Source organism: Catellatospora paridis, assembly GCF_009720365.1.
Taxonomy (GTDB): domain Bacteria; phylum Actinomycetota; class Actinomycetes; order Mycobacteriales; family Micromonosporaceae; genus Catellatospora; species Catellatospora paridis.
Map to the genome: position 1 here is coordinate 141,022 of NZ_WBZD01000020.1, position 13,521 is coordinate 154,542.

12 protein-coding genes are annotated in these 13,521 nt (G+C 71.7%); 7 read left to right on the forward strand and 5 right to left on the reverse strand.

The features are described from left to right. Window positions 1-55: 55 nt before the first annotated feature. Window positions 56-1,315, forward strand: coding sequence for a 6-phospho-beta-glucosidase (locus tag F9C41_RS33265; protein ID WP_155390810.1), 1,260 nt, complete (start codon window positions 56-58; stop codon window positions 1,313-1,315). Beyond that, window positions 1,312-2,319, forward strand: a complete 1,008-nt coding sequence (locus F9C41_RS33270) for an N-acetylglucosamine kinase (RefSeq protein WP_155390811.1) — start codon at window positions 1,312-1,314, stop codon at window positions 2,317-2,319. Before F9C41_RS33265 ends, F9C41_RS33270 begins: the two co-directional genes overlap by 4 nt. Window positions 2,320-2,323: 4 nt before the next feature. Here the strand turns inward: F9C41_RS33270 and F9C41_RS33275 are convergent, their stop codons facing one another. The 3 genes from F9C41_RS33275 to pruA form a co-directional block, all read right to left on the reverse strand. Beyond that, window positions 2,324-2,839, reverse strand: coding sequence for a PadR family transcriptional regulator (locus tag F9C41_RS33275; protein ID WP_155369679.1), 516 nt, complete (start codon window positions 2,837-2,839; stop codon window positions 2,324-2,326). 394 nt (window positions 2,840-3,233) lie between these two features. Continuing rightward, window positions 3,234-4,034 carry a tryptophan 2,3-dioxygenase gene (locus tag F9C41_RS33280; protein WP_155390812.1) on the reverse strand — a complete coding sequence of 267 codons (801 nt, stop codon included), beginning with the start codon at window positions 4,032-4,034 and terminating at the stop codon, window positions 3,234-3,236. Between the two features lie 55 nt (window positions 4,035-4,089). Further along, window positions 4,090-5,736 (reverse strand): L-glutamate gamma-semialdehyde dehydrogenase, encoded by a 1,647-nt coding sequence (gene pruA / locus F9C41_RS33285; RefSeq protein ID WP_155390813.1) that lies wholly within the window; start codon window positions 5,734-5,736, stop codon window positions 4,090-4,092. A 380-nt stretch (window positions 5,737-6,116) separates the two neighbouring features. Here pruA and F9C41_RS33290 point away from each other — a divergent pair, with 380 nt between their 5' ends. Further along, on the forward strand, window positions 6,117-7,073 hold the full coding sequence (locus F9C41_RS33290; RefSeq protein WP_155390814.1) for a hypothetical protein: 957 nt from the start codon (window positions 6,117-6,119) through the stop codon (window positions 7,071-7,073). Between the two features lie 7 nt (window positions 7,074-7,080). Here F9C41_RS33290 and F9C41_RS33295 read toward each other — a convergent pair whose 3' ends face one another. After that, a complete protein-coding gene (locus F9C41_RS33295) occupies window positions 7,081-7,584 on the reverse strand; it encodes a DUF6912 family protein (protein WP_155390815.1) in 504 nt (167 codons plus the stop codon). Window positions 7,585-7,713: 129 nt separating this feature from the next. Between F9C41_RS33295 and F9C41_RS33300 the strand changes: the two genes are divergently transcribed. Together F9C41_RS33300 and F9C41_RS33305 are read left to right on the forward strand one after the other, a co-directional pair. After that, window positions 7,714-7,947 (forward strand): helix-turn-helix transcriptional regulator, encoded by a 234-nt coding sequence (locus tag F9C41_RS33300; RefSeq protein ID WP_120316854.1) that lies wholly within the window; start codon window positions 7,714-7,716, stop codon window positions 7,945-7,947. A gap of 127 nt (window positions 7,948-8,074) precedes the next feature. Continuing rightward, a complete protein-coding gene (locus F9C41_RS33305) occupies window positions 8,075-8,581 on the forward strand; it encodes an Rv3235 family protein (protein WP_155390816.1) in 507 nt (168 codons plus the stop codon). A 179-nt stretch (window positions 8,582-8,760) separates the two neighbouring features. Here F9C41_RS33305 and secA read toward each other — a convergent pair whose 3' ends face one another. After that, window positions 8,761-11,604, reverse strand: a complete 2,844-nt coding sequence (gene secA, locus F9C41_RS33310; RefSeq protein ID WP_155390817.1) for a preprotein translocase subunit SecA — start codon at window positions 11,602-11,604, stop codon at window positions 8,761-8,763. Between the two features lie 211 nt (window positions 11,605-11,815). On the opposite strand from secA, the gene F9C41_RS33315 reads away from it, so the two are divergent. Beyond that, window positions 11,816-12,403: a GNAT family N-acetyltransferase gene (locus F9C41_RS33315; protein ID WP_155390818.1), complete on the forward strand. Its 588-nt coding sequence runs from the start codon at window positions 11,816-11,818 to the stop codon at window positions 12,401-12,403. Continuing rightward, window positions 12,400-13,521 carry a GNAT family N-acetyltransferase gene (locus tag F9C41_RS33320; protein WP_155390819.1) on the forward strand — a complete coding sequence of 374 codons (1,122 nt, stop codon included), beginning with the start codon at window positions 12,400-12,402 and terminating at the stop codon, window positions 13,519-13,521. The genes F9C41_RS33315 and F9C41_RS33320 overlap by 4 nt, the downstream gene beginning before the upstream one ends.

Sequence of the window (13,521 nt, forward strand, 5' to 3'; positions counted from 1 at the left end):
GCCGACCGCCCGAACCACCCGTCCCCCTCAGCTCCGCATGACAGAGAGAGCACCAATGAAGATCGCAGTCGTGGGTGGAGGCTCCACCTACACCCCCGAGCTGGTCGACGGGTTCGCCCGGCTGGCCGGCAGCCTCGACGTCACCGAGCTGTGCCTGATCGACCCGGCCGGGTCACGGCTGGACGTCATCGGCCCGTACGCCCGCCGCCTGATGGCCCACCACGGCCACCCCGGCACGCTGACCTGGACCACCGACCTCGACGCCGGGCTGACCGACGCCGCGGTGGTCGTCGTCCAGCTGCGCGTCGGCGGGCAGACCGCCCGGATCAGCGACGAGACCTTCCCTCTGGAGTGCGGCTGCGTCGGGCAGGAGACCACCGGCGCGGGCGGCCTGGCCAAGGCGCTGCGCACGGTGCCGGTCGTGCTCGACGTCGCCGAGCGGGCCGCGCGACTGGCCGCACCCGGCGCGTGGATCGTCGACTTCACCAACCCGGTCGGCATCGTCACCCGCGCCCTGCTGGACGCCGGGCACAAGGCGGTCGGCCTGTGCAATGTGGCCATCGGCTTCCAGCGCCGGTTCGCCGCGCTGCTCGGCGTGGAGCCGGGCGCGGTCACCCTCGACCACGTCGGCCTGAACCACCTCACCTGGGAGCGCGCCGCGTACGTCGACGGCGTCGACCGGCTGCCCGAGCTGCTCGCCGGGCACCTGGACGAGCTGGCCGGGCCGGTGCAGCTGCCGCCGTCGCTGCTGCGGCTGCTCGGCAACGTGCCGTCGTACTACCTGCGCTACTTCTACGCCCACGACGAGGTCGTGCGCGAGGAGCGCGACGCCCCCACCCGCGGGCAGAAGGTCGCCGAGATGGAGACCGAGCTGCTGAAGATGTACGCCGACCCGGCCCTCACCACCAAACCGGACCTGCTGTCCAAGCGGGGCGGGGCATTCTACTCCGAGGCGGCCGTCGGCCTGATCACGTCGCTGCTCACCGGCGACGGCGCGGTGCACGCGGTGAACCTGCGCAACGGCGGCCACCTGCCGTTCCTGCCCGACGACGCGGTGATCGAGGTCAGCGCCCGGGTGGACCGCGACGGCCCGGTGGCCGTCAAGGCCCCACCGGTCGGCCCCGAACTGTCCGGCCTGATCGCCGGCGTCGCCGCGTACGAGGAGCTGGCCGTGCGCGCCGCGGTGCACGGCGGCCGCGACCGCGTCTACGCCGCGCTGCTCGCCCACCCGCTGGTCGGCCAGCACGAGTACGCCGAGGCGCTCACCGGGCGCCTGCTCGCCGCCAACGCCGAGCACCTGCCGTGGGCCCGATGAGCGAGCACAGCGAACTTTTTCTGGCGATCGACGGCGGGAACTCCAAAACCGACGTGGTGCTCGCCGACTCGGACGGGCGGGTGCGCGGCTACGTCCGCGGGCCCGGCTCGTGCCCGCAGGTGATCGGCCTGGACACGGCCGTCGCGCTGCTGGACCGGCTGGTCGGCGCGGCGCTGCGGGAGGCCGAGACGCCCCCGTCCGTGCCCGTCACGCGCGCCGAGGTCTACCTGTCCGGTCTCGACCTGCCGGAGGAGGTCGAGGCGGCGGCGAAGGCGGTCGCCCAGACCGGGTGGGCGGAGTCCTACCGGTTGGACAACGACACGTTCGCGCTGCTGCGGGCCGGCACCGACAGCCCGGACGCGATCGCGGTCGTCTGCGGGGCCGGGATCAACTGTGTGGGGCGCAGCGCCGACGGGCGCACCGCCCGGTTCCCGGCGCTCGGCCCGATCTCCGGCGACTGGGGCGGCGGCCTGCACCTGGCCTCGCTGGCGATGTGGCACGCGGCGCGGGCCGAGGACGGCCGCGGGCCGGCCACGGCGCTGGCCGGGGCGGTGGCCGCGCACTTCGGGCAGGCCTCCGTCAACGACGTGATCACCGGCCTGCACCTGGGCAGCCTCAGCCAGGACCGGATGATCGAGCTGAGCGAGGTGCTGTTCGCCGCCGCCGGGCAGGGTGACGAGGTCGCCCGGCGCGTGGTGGCGCGTCAGGCGACCGAGATCACGTCATTGGTGACGGTTGCCGCGGACCGGCTCGGGCTGAGGGAGGAACCGTATGCCGTGGTCCTGGGCGGTGGTGTGCTGCGCGCCCGGCATCCCTTGCTGCAGGACGCCGTGGACGCGGGGGTGAAGGCCCACTCGTCGAAGGCCCGGTTGACCGTGCTCGCACAGCCACCGGTGGTGGGAGCGGGCCTTTTCGCACTGGACGCGCTGGGCGCGGCGCCTGCCGCCGCGGCCGCGTTGCGTTCCGCGCTGGAGGAGGCAAGCCCGCACCTCGCCCAGCGCTGAGGCGCTACTTGGCGATGGCGGTCTTCAGCCAGTTCAGCGCGGCCTTGTGGTAGGCGACGGCGAACTCCAGCCCTGCGGCGGTGAAGTCGTCGCCTTCCTTCTTGGCCTCCTTGGCCTGCTCACGGGCCTCCGCGAGCGCCTCGGTGTGGTGCGAGTTGGCGCTGTTGAGCAGCGAGTCGAACTGGTTGGTCGCGTGCGTGGATCCGAACGCGACACGCAGTGCATACGGGTTGCGCACCAGCTCGCGGCCGGGCTCCTCGTTCAGCCAGCGGGCGAAGGCGCGCTTGCCCGACGCGGTGATCGCGTAGGGCTGGCTCGCCCGCGGGCCGGGCTTGCCGAGCTTGACGAATCCGAGCTCGGCGAGGACCGGCAGTTCGCGGTAGACCTGAGACCGGGTCATGGACCAGTATGGGCTGAGCCGACGTTCGGCTGCCGCCATCAGCTGGCCACCGGTCATGGGGCCGTCGTGCAGCAGGCCGAGCACGGCCGCCGCAGTAGCGTTGATTCCTACCTCTGCCATGACTCAACGCTGCCACTTTCACAGCCTTCTGTCCAGGATATCGGCCCATCCACAGTGCACATTCCCCGCCGGACAGTCCCTTTCCGACTGTCTGATCAGACAGGAATATGTCCGTTTCCTGCCTCCGAAGTCCCGCCTGACGGGATAACACAAACCGCCCGATATCTCTCCCCTCGGCGTGTCGCCCCTTTTCGCCCCCCGCCCACACCCACCCGATCTTGCCCAGTACCCAACGATCACCCCAAACCCGACATATCCACAGGTCAGTCCACAGGATCCTCGCGATGATCGCCGTTTCCGGTCAAGACATGGGGCCGTACTCGGCTTTCTGCCCCGAACAGCGATCTCCATCCGCTCCGGACCGGGACGGGGCGGGGCCCGGCGGGGCGTGCGGTCAGAGGGCGGCGCGCAGGGACCAGAGGGCGGGGTAGAAGCGGGTGTCCAGGCGGGAGCGCAGGTAGGGGCTGCCCGCGGAGCCGCCGGTGCCGGGTTTGGCACCGATCTGGCGTTCGGCCATCAGCACGTGCCGGGCCCGCCACAGCGACCACGCCTGGTCGTGGGCGATCAGCGCCTCGGCCAGGTCCCAGAGCGCGCCGTGGTGCTCCCGGTCGCGCGCGATGGCCACGAGCGCCGCCAGCACCTCGTCATCGGAGCCGACGGCGAAGCCGTGCGCGGCCAGCAGCGCCAGGTAGCCGTCCCAGAGCGTCGGCTCGGCTAGCCGGCGGCGCAGCCGCTCCTCCTCGGCGGGGGCCAGGCCGCGCAGCCGCTCCAGGAAGCCGGGGTCCTTGAGGCCGGAGATGAACTCGATCTCGCGGAACTGGGCGGACTGGAACCCGGAGGCGGGCGCGAGCAGCGTGCGGAAGGCGAGGAAGTCCTGCGGGGTCATCGTGTCGATGACGTCGACCTGACCGACCAGCAGCACCTCGACCGCGTGGCAGCGCTCCAGGCGCACCCGGGGCAGGTAGCTCTCCCCCGCCAGCATCCGGTCCCGGGCGTCGGCCAGCTCGTGCAGGAGCAGCTGGAACCACAGCTCGTACGCCTGGTGGATGGTGATGAACAGCAGCTCGTCGTGGGCGGCCGGAGCGGACTGGGGCACCTGCTGGGCCAGCAGCTCGGGCACGCGCAGGTAGCTGCCGTAGGTCAGGCGGCCACCCTGCTCCCCGAAGCTCTGCACGCAGTCACGGTACTCGGACATATACGAAAGAAGGGGCTGTATCGCCTGGATACAGCCCCTTGCTCAGCTCAGCGCATCACGGACGCGGGTGGTCGGTGTCCATGTGCGGGTAGCGGTGGTCGGTCGGCGGGACGAACGTCTCCTTGATGGTCCGCGGGGACATCCAGCGGATCAGGTTGTGCCAGGAGCCCGCCTTGTCGTTGGTGCCCGAGGCCCGGCCGCCGCCGAAGGGCTGCTGGCCGACGACCGCGCCGGTCGGCTTGTCGTTGAGGTAGAAGTTGCCCGCCGCGAAGCGCAGCTCGTGCGACATCCACTCCAGCGCCCGGCGGTCCTGCGCGAAGATCGCGCCGGTCAGCGCGTACGGCGCGACGTTCTCCATCTGCTTGACGACCGTGGCGAAGTCGGCGTCGTCGTAGACGTACACGGCCAGGATCGGCCCGAAGTACTCGGTGGTGAACACCTCGTTGGCCGGGTCGGTGCAGACGATCACGGTCGGCTGCACGAAGTAGCCGACGCTGTCGTCGACCTCGCCGCCCGCGACGATCTCGCAGGACTCCGACGCCTTGGCCTTCTCCAGCGCGGCCGCGTGCCGGGCGAACGCCCGGTCGTCGATCACCGCGCCGCCGAAGTTGCGGAAGTCGGTGACGTCGCCGTAGGTCAGCGACTCGGTGTCGGCGACGAGCTGGTCGCGCACGCCGGACTCCCACAGCGAGCGCGGCACGTACGCCCGCGACGCCGCGGAGCACTTCTGCCCCTGGTATTCGAACGCGCCCCGGACCATGGCGGTGACCAGCGCGGCCGGGTCGGCCGACGGGTGCGCGACGATGAAGTCCTTGCCGCCGGTCTCGCCCACGATGCGGGGGTAGGAGCGGTAGCCGGCGATGTTGTCGCCGATCTGCTTCCACAGGTGCTGGAACACCCGGGTGGAGCCGGTGAAGTGGATGCCGGCCAGGTCGGGGTCGGCCAGCGCGACCTCGGAGACGGCCAGGCCGTCGCCGGTCACCATGTTGATGACGCCCGGGGGCAGGCCCGCCTCCTCGAACAGCCGCATCAGGAAGTGCGCCGAGAACTGCTGGGTGTGCGCCGGCTTCCAGAGCACCGTGTTGCCCATCAGGGCCGGGGTCGCCGGCAGGTTGCCCGCGATGGCGGTGAAGTTGAACGGGGTGACCGCGTAGACGAAGCCTTCCAGCGGGCGGTGGTCGAAGCGGTTCCACACGCCGGCCGAGGAGACCGGCTGCTCGGCCAGCAGCTTGCGGCCGAAGGCCACGTTGAAGCGCAGGAAGTCGATCAGCTCGCAGGCCGAGTCGATCTCCGCCTGCTGCACGGTCTTCGACTGGCCGAGCATGGTGGCGCCGTTGAGGGTGTCGCGCCACGGGCCGGAGAGCAGATCGGCGGCCTTCAGGAAGATCGCGGCGCGGTCGTCGAAGGACATATCACGCCAAAGGGGGGCGGCTTTCTTCGCGGCCGTCACCGCCGCCACCGCATCGGCGTTGGTGGCATTGTGGGTGACTCCCAGCACATGCGCGTGCTTGTGCGGCTGGACGACGTGGATCGCGTTGCCGCCACCCATACGCTGCTGCCCGTCGATGGTCATCGTCAGCTCGAGCTGCTCCGAGGCGAGCTCCCCGAGACGTTTGTGCAGACGGGATCGCTCAGCGCTGCCCGGTGCGTAGGTGTGCACCGGCTCGTTGTGCGGCTCGGGCACCACGGATACGGCGTCCATCGATGGCTCCTCCGGTCGGAAGGTACGTCAACGTTCTTTGCATACTTGCACGCAAAGTACCGCCACAGACCGGCCCGGCGGCAGACATGTGATCCGTTCGACCATGACCGGGTCGGCTACCACCGGGTCGACCGCGATCCGGTCCAGGTCACCGGGCCCGCCCTACCGCTCCAGCCTACCCACCCCTCCGGCCTGGCTAGGCTAGGTCGCCGGACCATGGAGCCCCGCTCGTCCAGGCCTGCCGCGCCGTCGGCGGCCCGGTCGGCCGGACCCGTTCCACCGGTGGCCACGCGCCAGCCGTCCAGGCCCTTCCGACACGGGGCCGCCGCGGCGAGCACCACGCCGTCGGCAGGCCCACTGTCGCCCAACAGGAGACCACGATGACCGAGCCCGCGATCGCCACGTCCGCCCACCCCCAGCGCAAGGCCGGGTCGCAGCCCCCCGCCGGGCCGGAGGCGCCGCGTACGCCGTCCACGACCGGCTGGCTGGCCTTCTCGGCCCTGGCCTGGCTCCTGGTGACACTTCTCTTCTACCGCACCGCGTTCACCGGCGAGGCGGGCGACTCGAGCCTGGTGATGGCGGCCATCCTGCTGCCGCAGGTGGTACAGGCCAACCTCCTGGCCGGGGTGGCGGTCGGGCTCTGGTCCACGCTCGTGCTGGGCCGCCGCAAGCCGTGGGCCGAGCGGGGCGTCGGCCGCTGGGCCGTGGGCACGGCCGCCGGTCTGCTCACCGGCACGCTGGCCAGCGGCGCCGTCCTGCTGGCGTACGGCATGTCGGCCCGCGCCGTCGGCGTGGTGGCGATCGCCGTCGGGGTGGCCGGCGCGCTCGGCGGGGCGCTGGGCGCGATCCGCCCCGCCCGCATCCTGGCCGCCGGCCTGTCCGCCACGCTGCTGGTGCTGGTCTTCCTCAACGTGGTGGCGCTGTTCTCGACGCCGCTGCTGGACGCGTTCGGCAGCGGCGACACCGCGGCCGACCGCTACTCGGCGAACGGGCTGCTGGCAGGCACCACCGCGATCATCGCGGGGCTGCTGGCCGGACTCGTCGCCTACTGGCGCATCCGGCGTGCGGCCGCGCGCAGCGGGGACACCCCGAAGTGGCCGGTCTACCTGGCCGCGGGCGCGTCCGCCGGGCTGCTGCTGATCGTCGCCCACTTCTGCACCCGGCTGGGCGTCGCGCAGCTGCTCTCGATGGCCGAGGGCGAGATCTCCGCGGACACCGAGATCCTCTCCTTCATCGCGGCGTCACGCCTGAACACCGGCCTGGTCGTGCTGTTCGTCGGCGCGATCACGACGACCATCGCGTACGGCCGGACGCTGCCCAAGGCCGTCCGGGACTGACGCCGGCTCACCGGAGGAGCTCGTCGAGCTCCTCCGGTGCGTACCACAGCAGGTCCAGATCCTCGGCCGAGTCGACGGTGAACTGCGCGTCCGGGTCGCCGCCGGCGGCCCGCTCGACCACCTCGGCGGCCTCGGCCACCACCGGCTCCGCCTCGGGCTCGTCCACGTGGAAGGCGGCGATCGCGGCGCGGCGCACCGCGCCGTTCAGCCGCACCGTGCTGGTGCCCAGGTCACGGTTCTCGACGGTCACCTGGCTCGCGGGCACGTCGGCGGAGACGACCACGCGCCGCCGGGGCGCGGCCGGGTCGTCGCGCAGCAGGCGCAGCGCGTCCTGGGCGGCCCGCATGAAGGCGACGTACTCCAGCTCCTCCTCGTCGCCCTCGGCGTACCACTCGCGCAGGGCCGGGGTCACCGCGTGCGCGGTCGCGCCAGGCAGCTCCTCGGCTTCGCGCAGTGCCGCGACCAGCCGCACCGTCGCCGGCACGTACACCCTCACGAGATCGTTCGCCACGTCGGATCCCTCCGTCCCGTTCGCCTGCGGACAGTCTCGCACGGCGACACCGGACTCCCCGCGACACACCATCCGATGGCAAACTGAAGCAACCGCACGAATCAGCCCCTCCTCAGGAGATCCGCCGCCATGACCCAGCCGTTGCCCCGCTTCCTCACCCTGGAGCAGGTCGCCGAGGAGCTCAGCACGTCCACGGCACAGATCTACGCGCTGGTCCGGCGGGGCGAGCTGCCCGCCATCCGGCTGGGTGGCCGGGGACAGTGGCGGGTGGAGCGGGCCCGGCTGGAGGAGTTCATCGCCCAGCTCTACGACGAGGCCCAGCAGTACGTGAAGGACAACCCGCTGTCCGGCGGCGAGGACTGACGTCCCGATACGGGCATCCGCTGCACCAAGATCGTGAGATTGGCATTGACCGATGCCTCAATCACCGGCTACAAATGTCAAACGGAGGCAAACTCAAGCAAACACAAGATCAAAGGTGGTGGTCCCGATGACGGCGCTCGCCGTTGCTGCCGGATCCGTCCGCATCCATCGCGCGCCCCCGCTCGACCCGCCGTTCGACGACGAGCTGCGCCCCACCACCTACCGGCCGGTCCGGCCCGAGCCCCGCGAGATCATCCCGCCGGAGGCCGTCGCCGGGGCCTCGCCCGAGTGCCACACCGCGGCCCTGCGCTTCCTGAACCTGTGCCTGGAGCTGTTCAACGGCTTCCGCTCCCCCGGCCAGCTGCGCCCGCTGCTGCGCGTCACCGAGGCCAACGACGTGCTCGACGAGCTGGCCCGCGGCCTGCGCCGGCTGGCCGCGCTGCGCCAATCCGTCCCGGCGGGCACGCCGCGCCGGCCCGTCCGCCGCCGGCAGCTGCGCACGTGCGAGCCCCGCCCCGGCGTGGCCGAGGTCGCCGCCGTGCTCAGCGACGGCCGCAGCACCTGGTCGGTGGCGTACCGCCTGGAGCGCGACTCCACGAACTGGCGCTGCACCGCCCTGATGGTGCTGCTCTGACCCCCGGGGCGGGCGACTGCACACCTGAGACCGCGTCGCCCGTTCCGGGCTCCACAGCGAAGAAGGACCGGCCGTCGGCCGGTCCTTCTTCGCTGTCTTGCGGCGACCCGGCGCGACCGGCCCCGCCATGCCCGAGGGCGTGTCGTGGGGGTCAGCCTCGCCGGACCGCCGTCAGTGGGTCACGCCGCGCCGTGGCAGCGCTTGTACTTCTTGCCCGAGCCGCAGGGACAGGGGCTGTTACGGGAGGCCGGAGCGGCCACCGCGCCGCGGCCGGCGCTGCGCGGGGACGGCTTGCGGCCCCCGTCGTTGCCGGCGTTGCCGATGCCCAGCGCCGGAGCCTGCTGCACCTGCGGCGCACCCGCGCCCGCGGCGCCGTCGATCGTCGGCGAGGTGTACTGCACCCGCTGCGGCTGCTGGCGCTGGCCCAGGCCCTTGGCCCGGACCTCGACGTGCGACTCGCCGTCGGGCAGCGGCACGCCGGGCGACGACGGCGCGGCCGGCGCCTGCTCGACCTGGACCTCAAGGTTGAACAGGAAGCCGACGGCCTCCTCCTTGATGCCCTCCATCATCTGGGCGAACATGTCGAAACCCTCGCGCTGGTACTCGACCAGCGGGTCGCGCTGCGCGTAGGCGCGCAGGCCGACGCCCTCCTGGAGGTAGTCCATCTCGTAGAGGTGCTCGCGCCACTTGCGGTCGATGACGGCCAGCAGCACCTGGCGCTCCAGCTCGCGCATCGCCTCCGGCCCGAGCTGCTCCTCGCGGCGGTCGTACGCGTCGTGCGCGTCCTGCTTCATCCGCTCGACGAGGAACTCGTTGTCGAAGGTGGTGCGCTCGGCGCCCGCCTCCTCCTCCAGCTCCTCGATCGTGATGGTGACCGGGTAGAGCTGCTTGAGGTTGGTCCACAGCTGGTCGAGGTCCCAGTCCTCGGCGTACTCCTTGCCGGTGCCGACGGTGCCGCCCGCGACGTACGCCGCGACCACGTCGTCGATCATGGTGTCGATCTGGTCGTGCAGGTCCTCGCCGTTCAGCACGCGCCTGCGCTCGGCGTAGACCACCTGACGCTGCTTGTTCATGACCTCGTCGTACTTGAGCACGTTCTTGCGGATCTCGGCGTTCTGCGCCTCGATCTGCGTCTGCGCGCCCCGGATCTGGCGGGTCACCATCTTCGACTCGATCGGCACGTCCTCGGGGATGTTGAAGCGGTCCATGACCGCCTCGACCGCGCCGGAGCGGAAGCGCCGCATCAGGTCGTCCTGCAGCGACAGGTAGAACCGGGACTCGCCCGGGTCGCCCTGGCGGCCGGCACGACCCCGCAGCTGGTTGTCGATCCGGCGCGACTCGTGCCGCTCGGTGCCCAGCACGTAGAGGCCGCCGGCGCCGGTGACCTCCTCGGCCTCGGCCGCGCAGGCCTCCTCCCAGGTGGGCAGGATCTCCTCGAGCGCCTTGTAGTAGTCGTCCCCGTGCTCCTCCTCGGTGAGGCCGCGCTGGCGCAGCTCCGCCGCCGCGAGGAACTCGGGGTTGCCGCCGAGCAGGATGTCCGTGCCACGGCCGGCCATGTTGGTGGCCACCGTGACGCCGCCCTTGCGGCCCGCCTGCGCGATGATCTCCGCCTCGCGGGCGTGGTACTTCGCGTTGAGGACCGCGTGCGGGATGCCCTTGCGGCGCAGCAGCTGCGACAGGATCTCGGAGTTCTCCACGGAGACCGTGCCGACCAGCACCGGCTGGCCGGTGACGTGGCGCTCGGCGATGTCCTCGACGACCGCCTGGAACTTCGCCTTCTCGGTCTTGTAGATGACGTCCGACTTGTCCTGGCGGACCATCGGGCGGTGCGTCGGGATGCTCACCACGCCGACGTTGTAGACCTTGTTGAACTCGCCCGCCTCGGTCTGCGCCGTGCCGGTCATGCCGGACAGCTTCTCGTACATGCGGAAGTAGTTCTGCAGGGTGACCGTCGCCAGGGTCTGGTTCTCCTGCTTGATCTCGACGCCTTCCTTGGCCTCGATCGCCTGGTGCATGCCCTCGTTGTAGCGGCGGCCGTGCAGGATGCGACCGGTGAACTCGTCGACGATCAGGACCTCGCCGTCGGAGACGATGTAGTCCTTGTCCCGCTTGAACAGCTCCTTGGCCTTGATGGCGTTGTTCAGGTAGCCGACCAGCGGGGTGTTCACCGACTCGTACAGGTTGTCGATGCCCAGGCGGTCCTCGACCCGCGAGACGCCGCGCTCGGTGACGGCGACGGTGCGCTTGGACTCGTCGACCTCGTAGTCGCCCGCGCCGTCCTTGCCGCGCTCCAGGCGGGCCACCACCGCGGAGAACTCGCCGTACCACCGCTGGGACTGCTCGGCCGGGCCGGAGATGATCAGCGGCGTGCGGGCCTCGTCGATGAGGATCGAGTCGACCTCGTCGACGATCGCGAAGCCGTGGCCGCGCTGCACCATGTCCGCGGCCGACCAGGCCATGTTGTCGCGCAGGTAGTCGAAGCCGAACTCGTTGTTCGTGCCGTACGTGATGTCGCAGTCGTAGGCCGCGCGGTGCTCGTCGGACGGGCGGTTGGGCAGCACCGTCCCGACGGTCAGGCCGAGGAAGCGGTGCACCCGCCCCATCCACTCGGCGTCACGCTGGGCCAGGTAATCGTTGACCGTGATGACGTGCACGCCCTTGCCGGCCAGCGCGTTGAGGTAGGCCGGCAGGGTGGACACGAGGGTCTTGCCCTCACCGGTCTTCATCTCGGCGATGTTGCCGAAGTGCAGGGCCGCGCCGCCCATGATCTGCACGTCGTAGTGACGCTTGTGCAGCACCCGCTTGGCGGCCTCGCGCACCGTGGCGAACGCCTCGGGGAGCAGGTCGTCCAGGGTCTCCCCGTCGGCGAGGCGCTCCCGGTACTGGTCAGTCAGCGCCCGCAGCTCGGCATCGCTGAGGTCGACGTAGTTCTCCTCGATGGAGTTGACGGCGTCGGCGATGGCCTTGAGCCGACGGAGCATCCGCCCCTCACCGGCACGGAGGATCTTCTCGAAAATCGACACGGGTGTTCAACGCTCCCTAGACAGTCTGCCGACCCATCGTAGGCGCATCGGACGGCGAATCGTCACCCCCGGGGAAGTGATCCGGCAGAATCGGGCAGCAAGTCACAAACCTCCAGGCCCGCAGCCCGTCCGTACGGCGCGTTCTCCGCGCCCCCGGGCGGCGGCCTAATCGGCGTGCCGGCCTGCGGGGTGATGTGCCAGGGTGGGGGCCATGACCGACCTGTACGACAGCCCCCAACCGGTCCTGCACACCGTCACCGATCGGGGCGCGAAGCTCACCCTGCGGCCCGCCCAGCTCGGCGACGCACCCGGTGTCCTGGCCGCCTGCCTCGACCCGGAGACGCTGCGCTGGACCACGGTGCCCCTCGGCTACGACCACGAGAAGGCGGTCGACTTCGTGACCGGCTACGCCCCCGGCTGGTGGGAGCGCCGGCAGGGTGCCGCGTTCGTGCTCGCCGACGCCGACGACGCCTACGTCGGTCAGATCGACCTGCGGGTCTCCGGCGACCCGCAGGTCGCCGACGTCGGCTTCCTCACCGCACCGCACGCCCGCGGACACGGCTACATGAGTGCCGCGCTGCGCGCCGTCGCCGAGTGGGGCATCCGCGAACTCGGTCTGGAACGGGTGGAGTGGAAGGCGTACGTCGGCAACGACGGCTCGCGCCGGGTGGCCGAGCGGGCGGGCTTCACCTATGAGGGCGTCCAGCGCAGCGGCTGCGCGCACCGCGGCGAGCGCCGTGACGCCTGGGTCGCCGCCATGGTGCGCGCGGACCTGGCCGCCGGCCGGGCGAAGGCGTGACCGGCCCCCGCGAACCCGTGACGCTCGACGGCGGCACGGTGCGGCTGCGGCCCTGGCGGGTCCGTGATGCCGAGCAACTGCAAGCGGCCTGCGACGATCCGGTGACGGCGCACTTCATGGCGCAGATGCCGGCGCCGTACACGATGGAGCACGCGCGGTGGTGGATCACCGAGGGGTCGCCGGAGTCCTGGCAGACCGGCGGGGCGTCCTGGGCGGTGGTCGACCCGCTCACCGACGAGGTGCTGGGCGGGGCCGGGCTCAGCCACCTGCAGGAGGACCGCCGCCAGGCCGAGGTCGGCTACTGGGTCGCGCCGTGGGCACGCCGCCGCGGCGTGGCCACCGCGGCCACCCGGGCCATCACCGACTGGGCGTTCGGCACGCTGGGCGTGATCCGCATGGAGCTGTTCACGGTTCCCGACAACGCGGCCAGCCAGCGGGTCGCGCTGGCGGCGGGCTTCACCCGTGAGGGCGTACGCCGTGGCGCGTCCACCCGCCGCGACGGCTCCCACGGCGACTACGTGGCATTCGTCCGGCTGGCCGTCGACCCGCCCGGCCCGGTGCCGCCCGGCCTGCCCGAGTTCCCCGACGGCGAGCTGACCGACGGGCGGGTGCGGCTGCGCCGGATCGCCCGCGACGACGCCGAGGACTACTTCGCGCTGGCGCAGCTGCCGGAGGTGGCCCGCAGCAACGTCGGCGGCCCGATCACCCTGGACGGGGTGCGCGAACGCTGTGCCTGCGCCGAGGCCGACTGGCTGGCGGGCACCCGCGCCACCTGCGTCGTCCTGGACGCCGAGAGCGGCGCGTTCGCCGGCGAGATCGGCCTGTACTACCACGAACGGTTCCTTCAGCAGGCGATCCTCGGCTACGCGCTGCGCCCGGAGTTCCGCGGGCGGGGTTTCGCCACCGCCGCAGCCCGGCTGCTCAGCGACTGGGCGATGGAGCAGGCGGGCGTGATCCGCGTGGTCGCCGGGACGTTCCCCTACAACGAGGCGTCGCGGCGGGTGCTGGAACGGGCCGGATTCGAGCTGGAGGGCACCCTCAAGGCGCGGCTGCCCACGCGGGACGGCACGCGCGTCGACGACATCCAGTACGTGCGGATCGCCGAGAAGCACCGCTGA

Bases quoted from the DNA above. Each gene is read 5' to 3' on its own strand.
- F9C41_RS33265 (WP_155390810.1), top strand. From the start codon at position 56: ATGAAGATCGCAGTCGTGGGTGGAGGCTCCACCTACACCCCCGAGCTG.
- F9C41_RS33270 (WP_155390811.1), top strand. From the start codon at position 1,312: ATGAGCGAGCACAGCGAACTTTTTCTGGCGATCGACGGCGGGAACTCC.
- F9C41_RS33275 (WP_155369679.1), bottom strand. From the start codon at position 2,839: ATGGCAGAGGTAGGAATCAACGCTACTGCGGCGGCCGTGCTCGGCCTG.
- F9C41_RS33280 (WP_155390812.1), bottom strand. From the start codon at position 4,034: ATGTCCGAGTACCGTGACTGCGTGCAGAGCTTCGGGGAGCAGGGTGGC.
- pruA (WP_155390813.1), bottom strand. From the start codon at position 5,736: ATGGACGCCGTATCCGTGGTGCCCGAGCCGCACAACGAGCCGGTGCAC.
- F9C41_RS33290 (WP_155390814.1), top strand. From the start codon at position 6,117: ATGACCGAGCCCGCGATCGCCACGTCCGCCCACCCCCAGCGCAAGGCC.
- F9C41_RS33300 (WP_120316854.1), top strand. From the start codon at position 7,714: ATGACCCAGCCGTTGCCCCGCTTCCTCACCCTGGAGCAGGTCGCCGAG.
- F9C41_RS33305 (WP_155390816.1), top strand. From the start codon at position 8,075: ATGACGGCGCTCGCCGTTGCTGCCGGATCCGTCCGCATCCATCGCGCG.
- F9C41_RS33315 (WP_155390818.1), top strand. From the start codon at position 11,816: ATGACCGACCTGTACGACAGCCCCCAACCGGTCCTGCACACCGTCACC.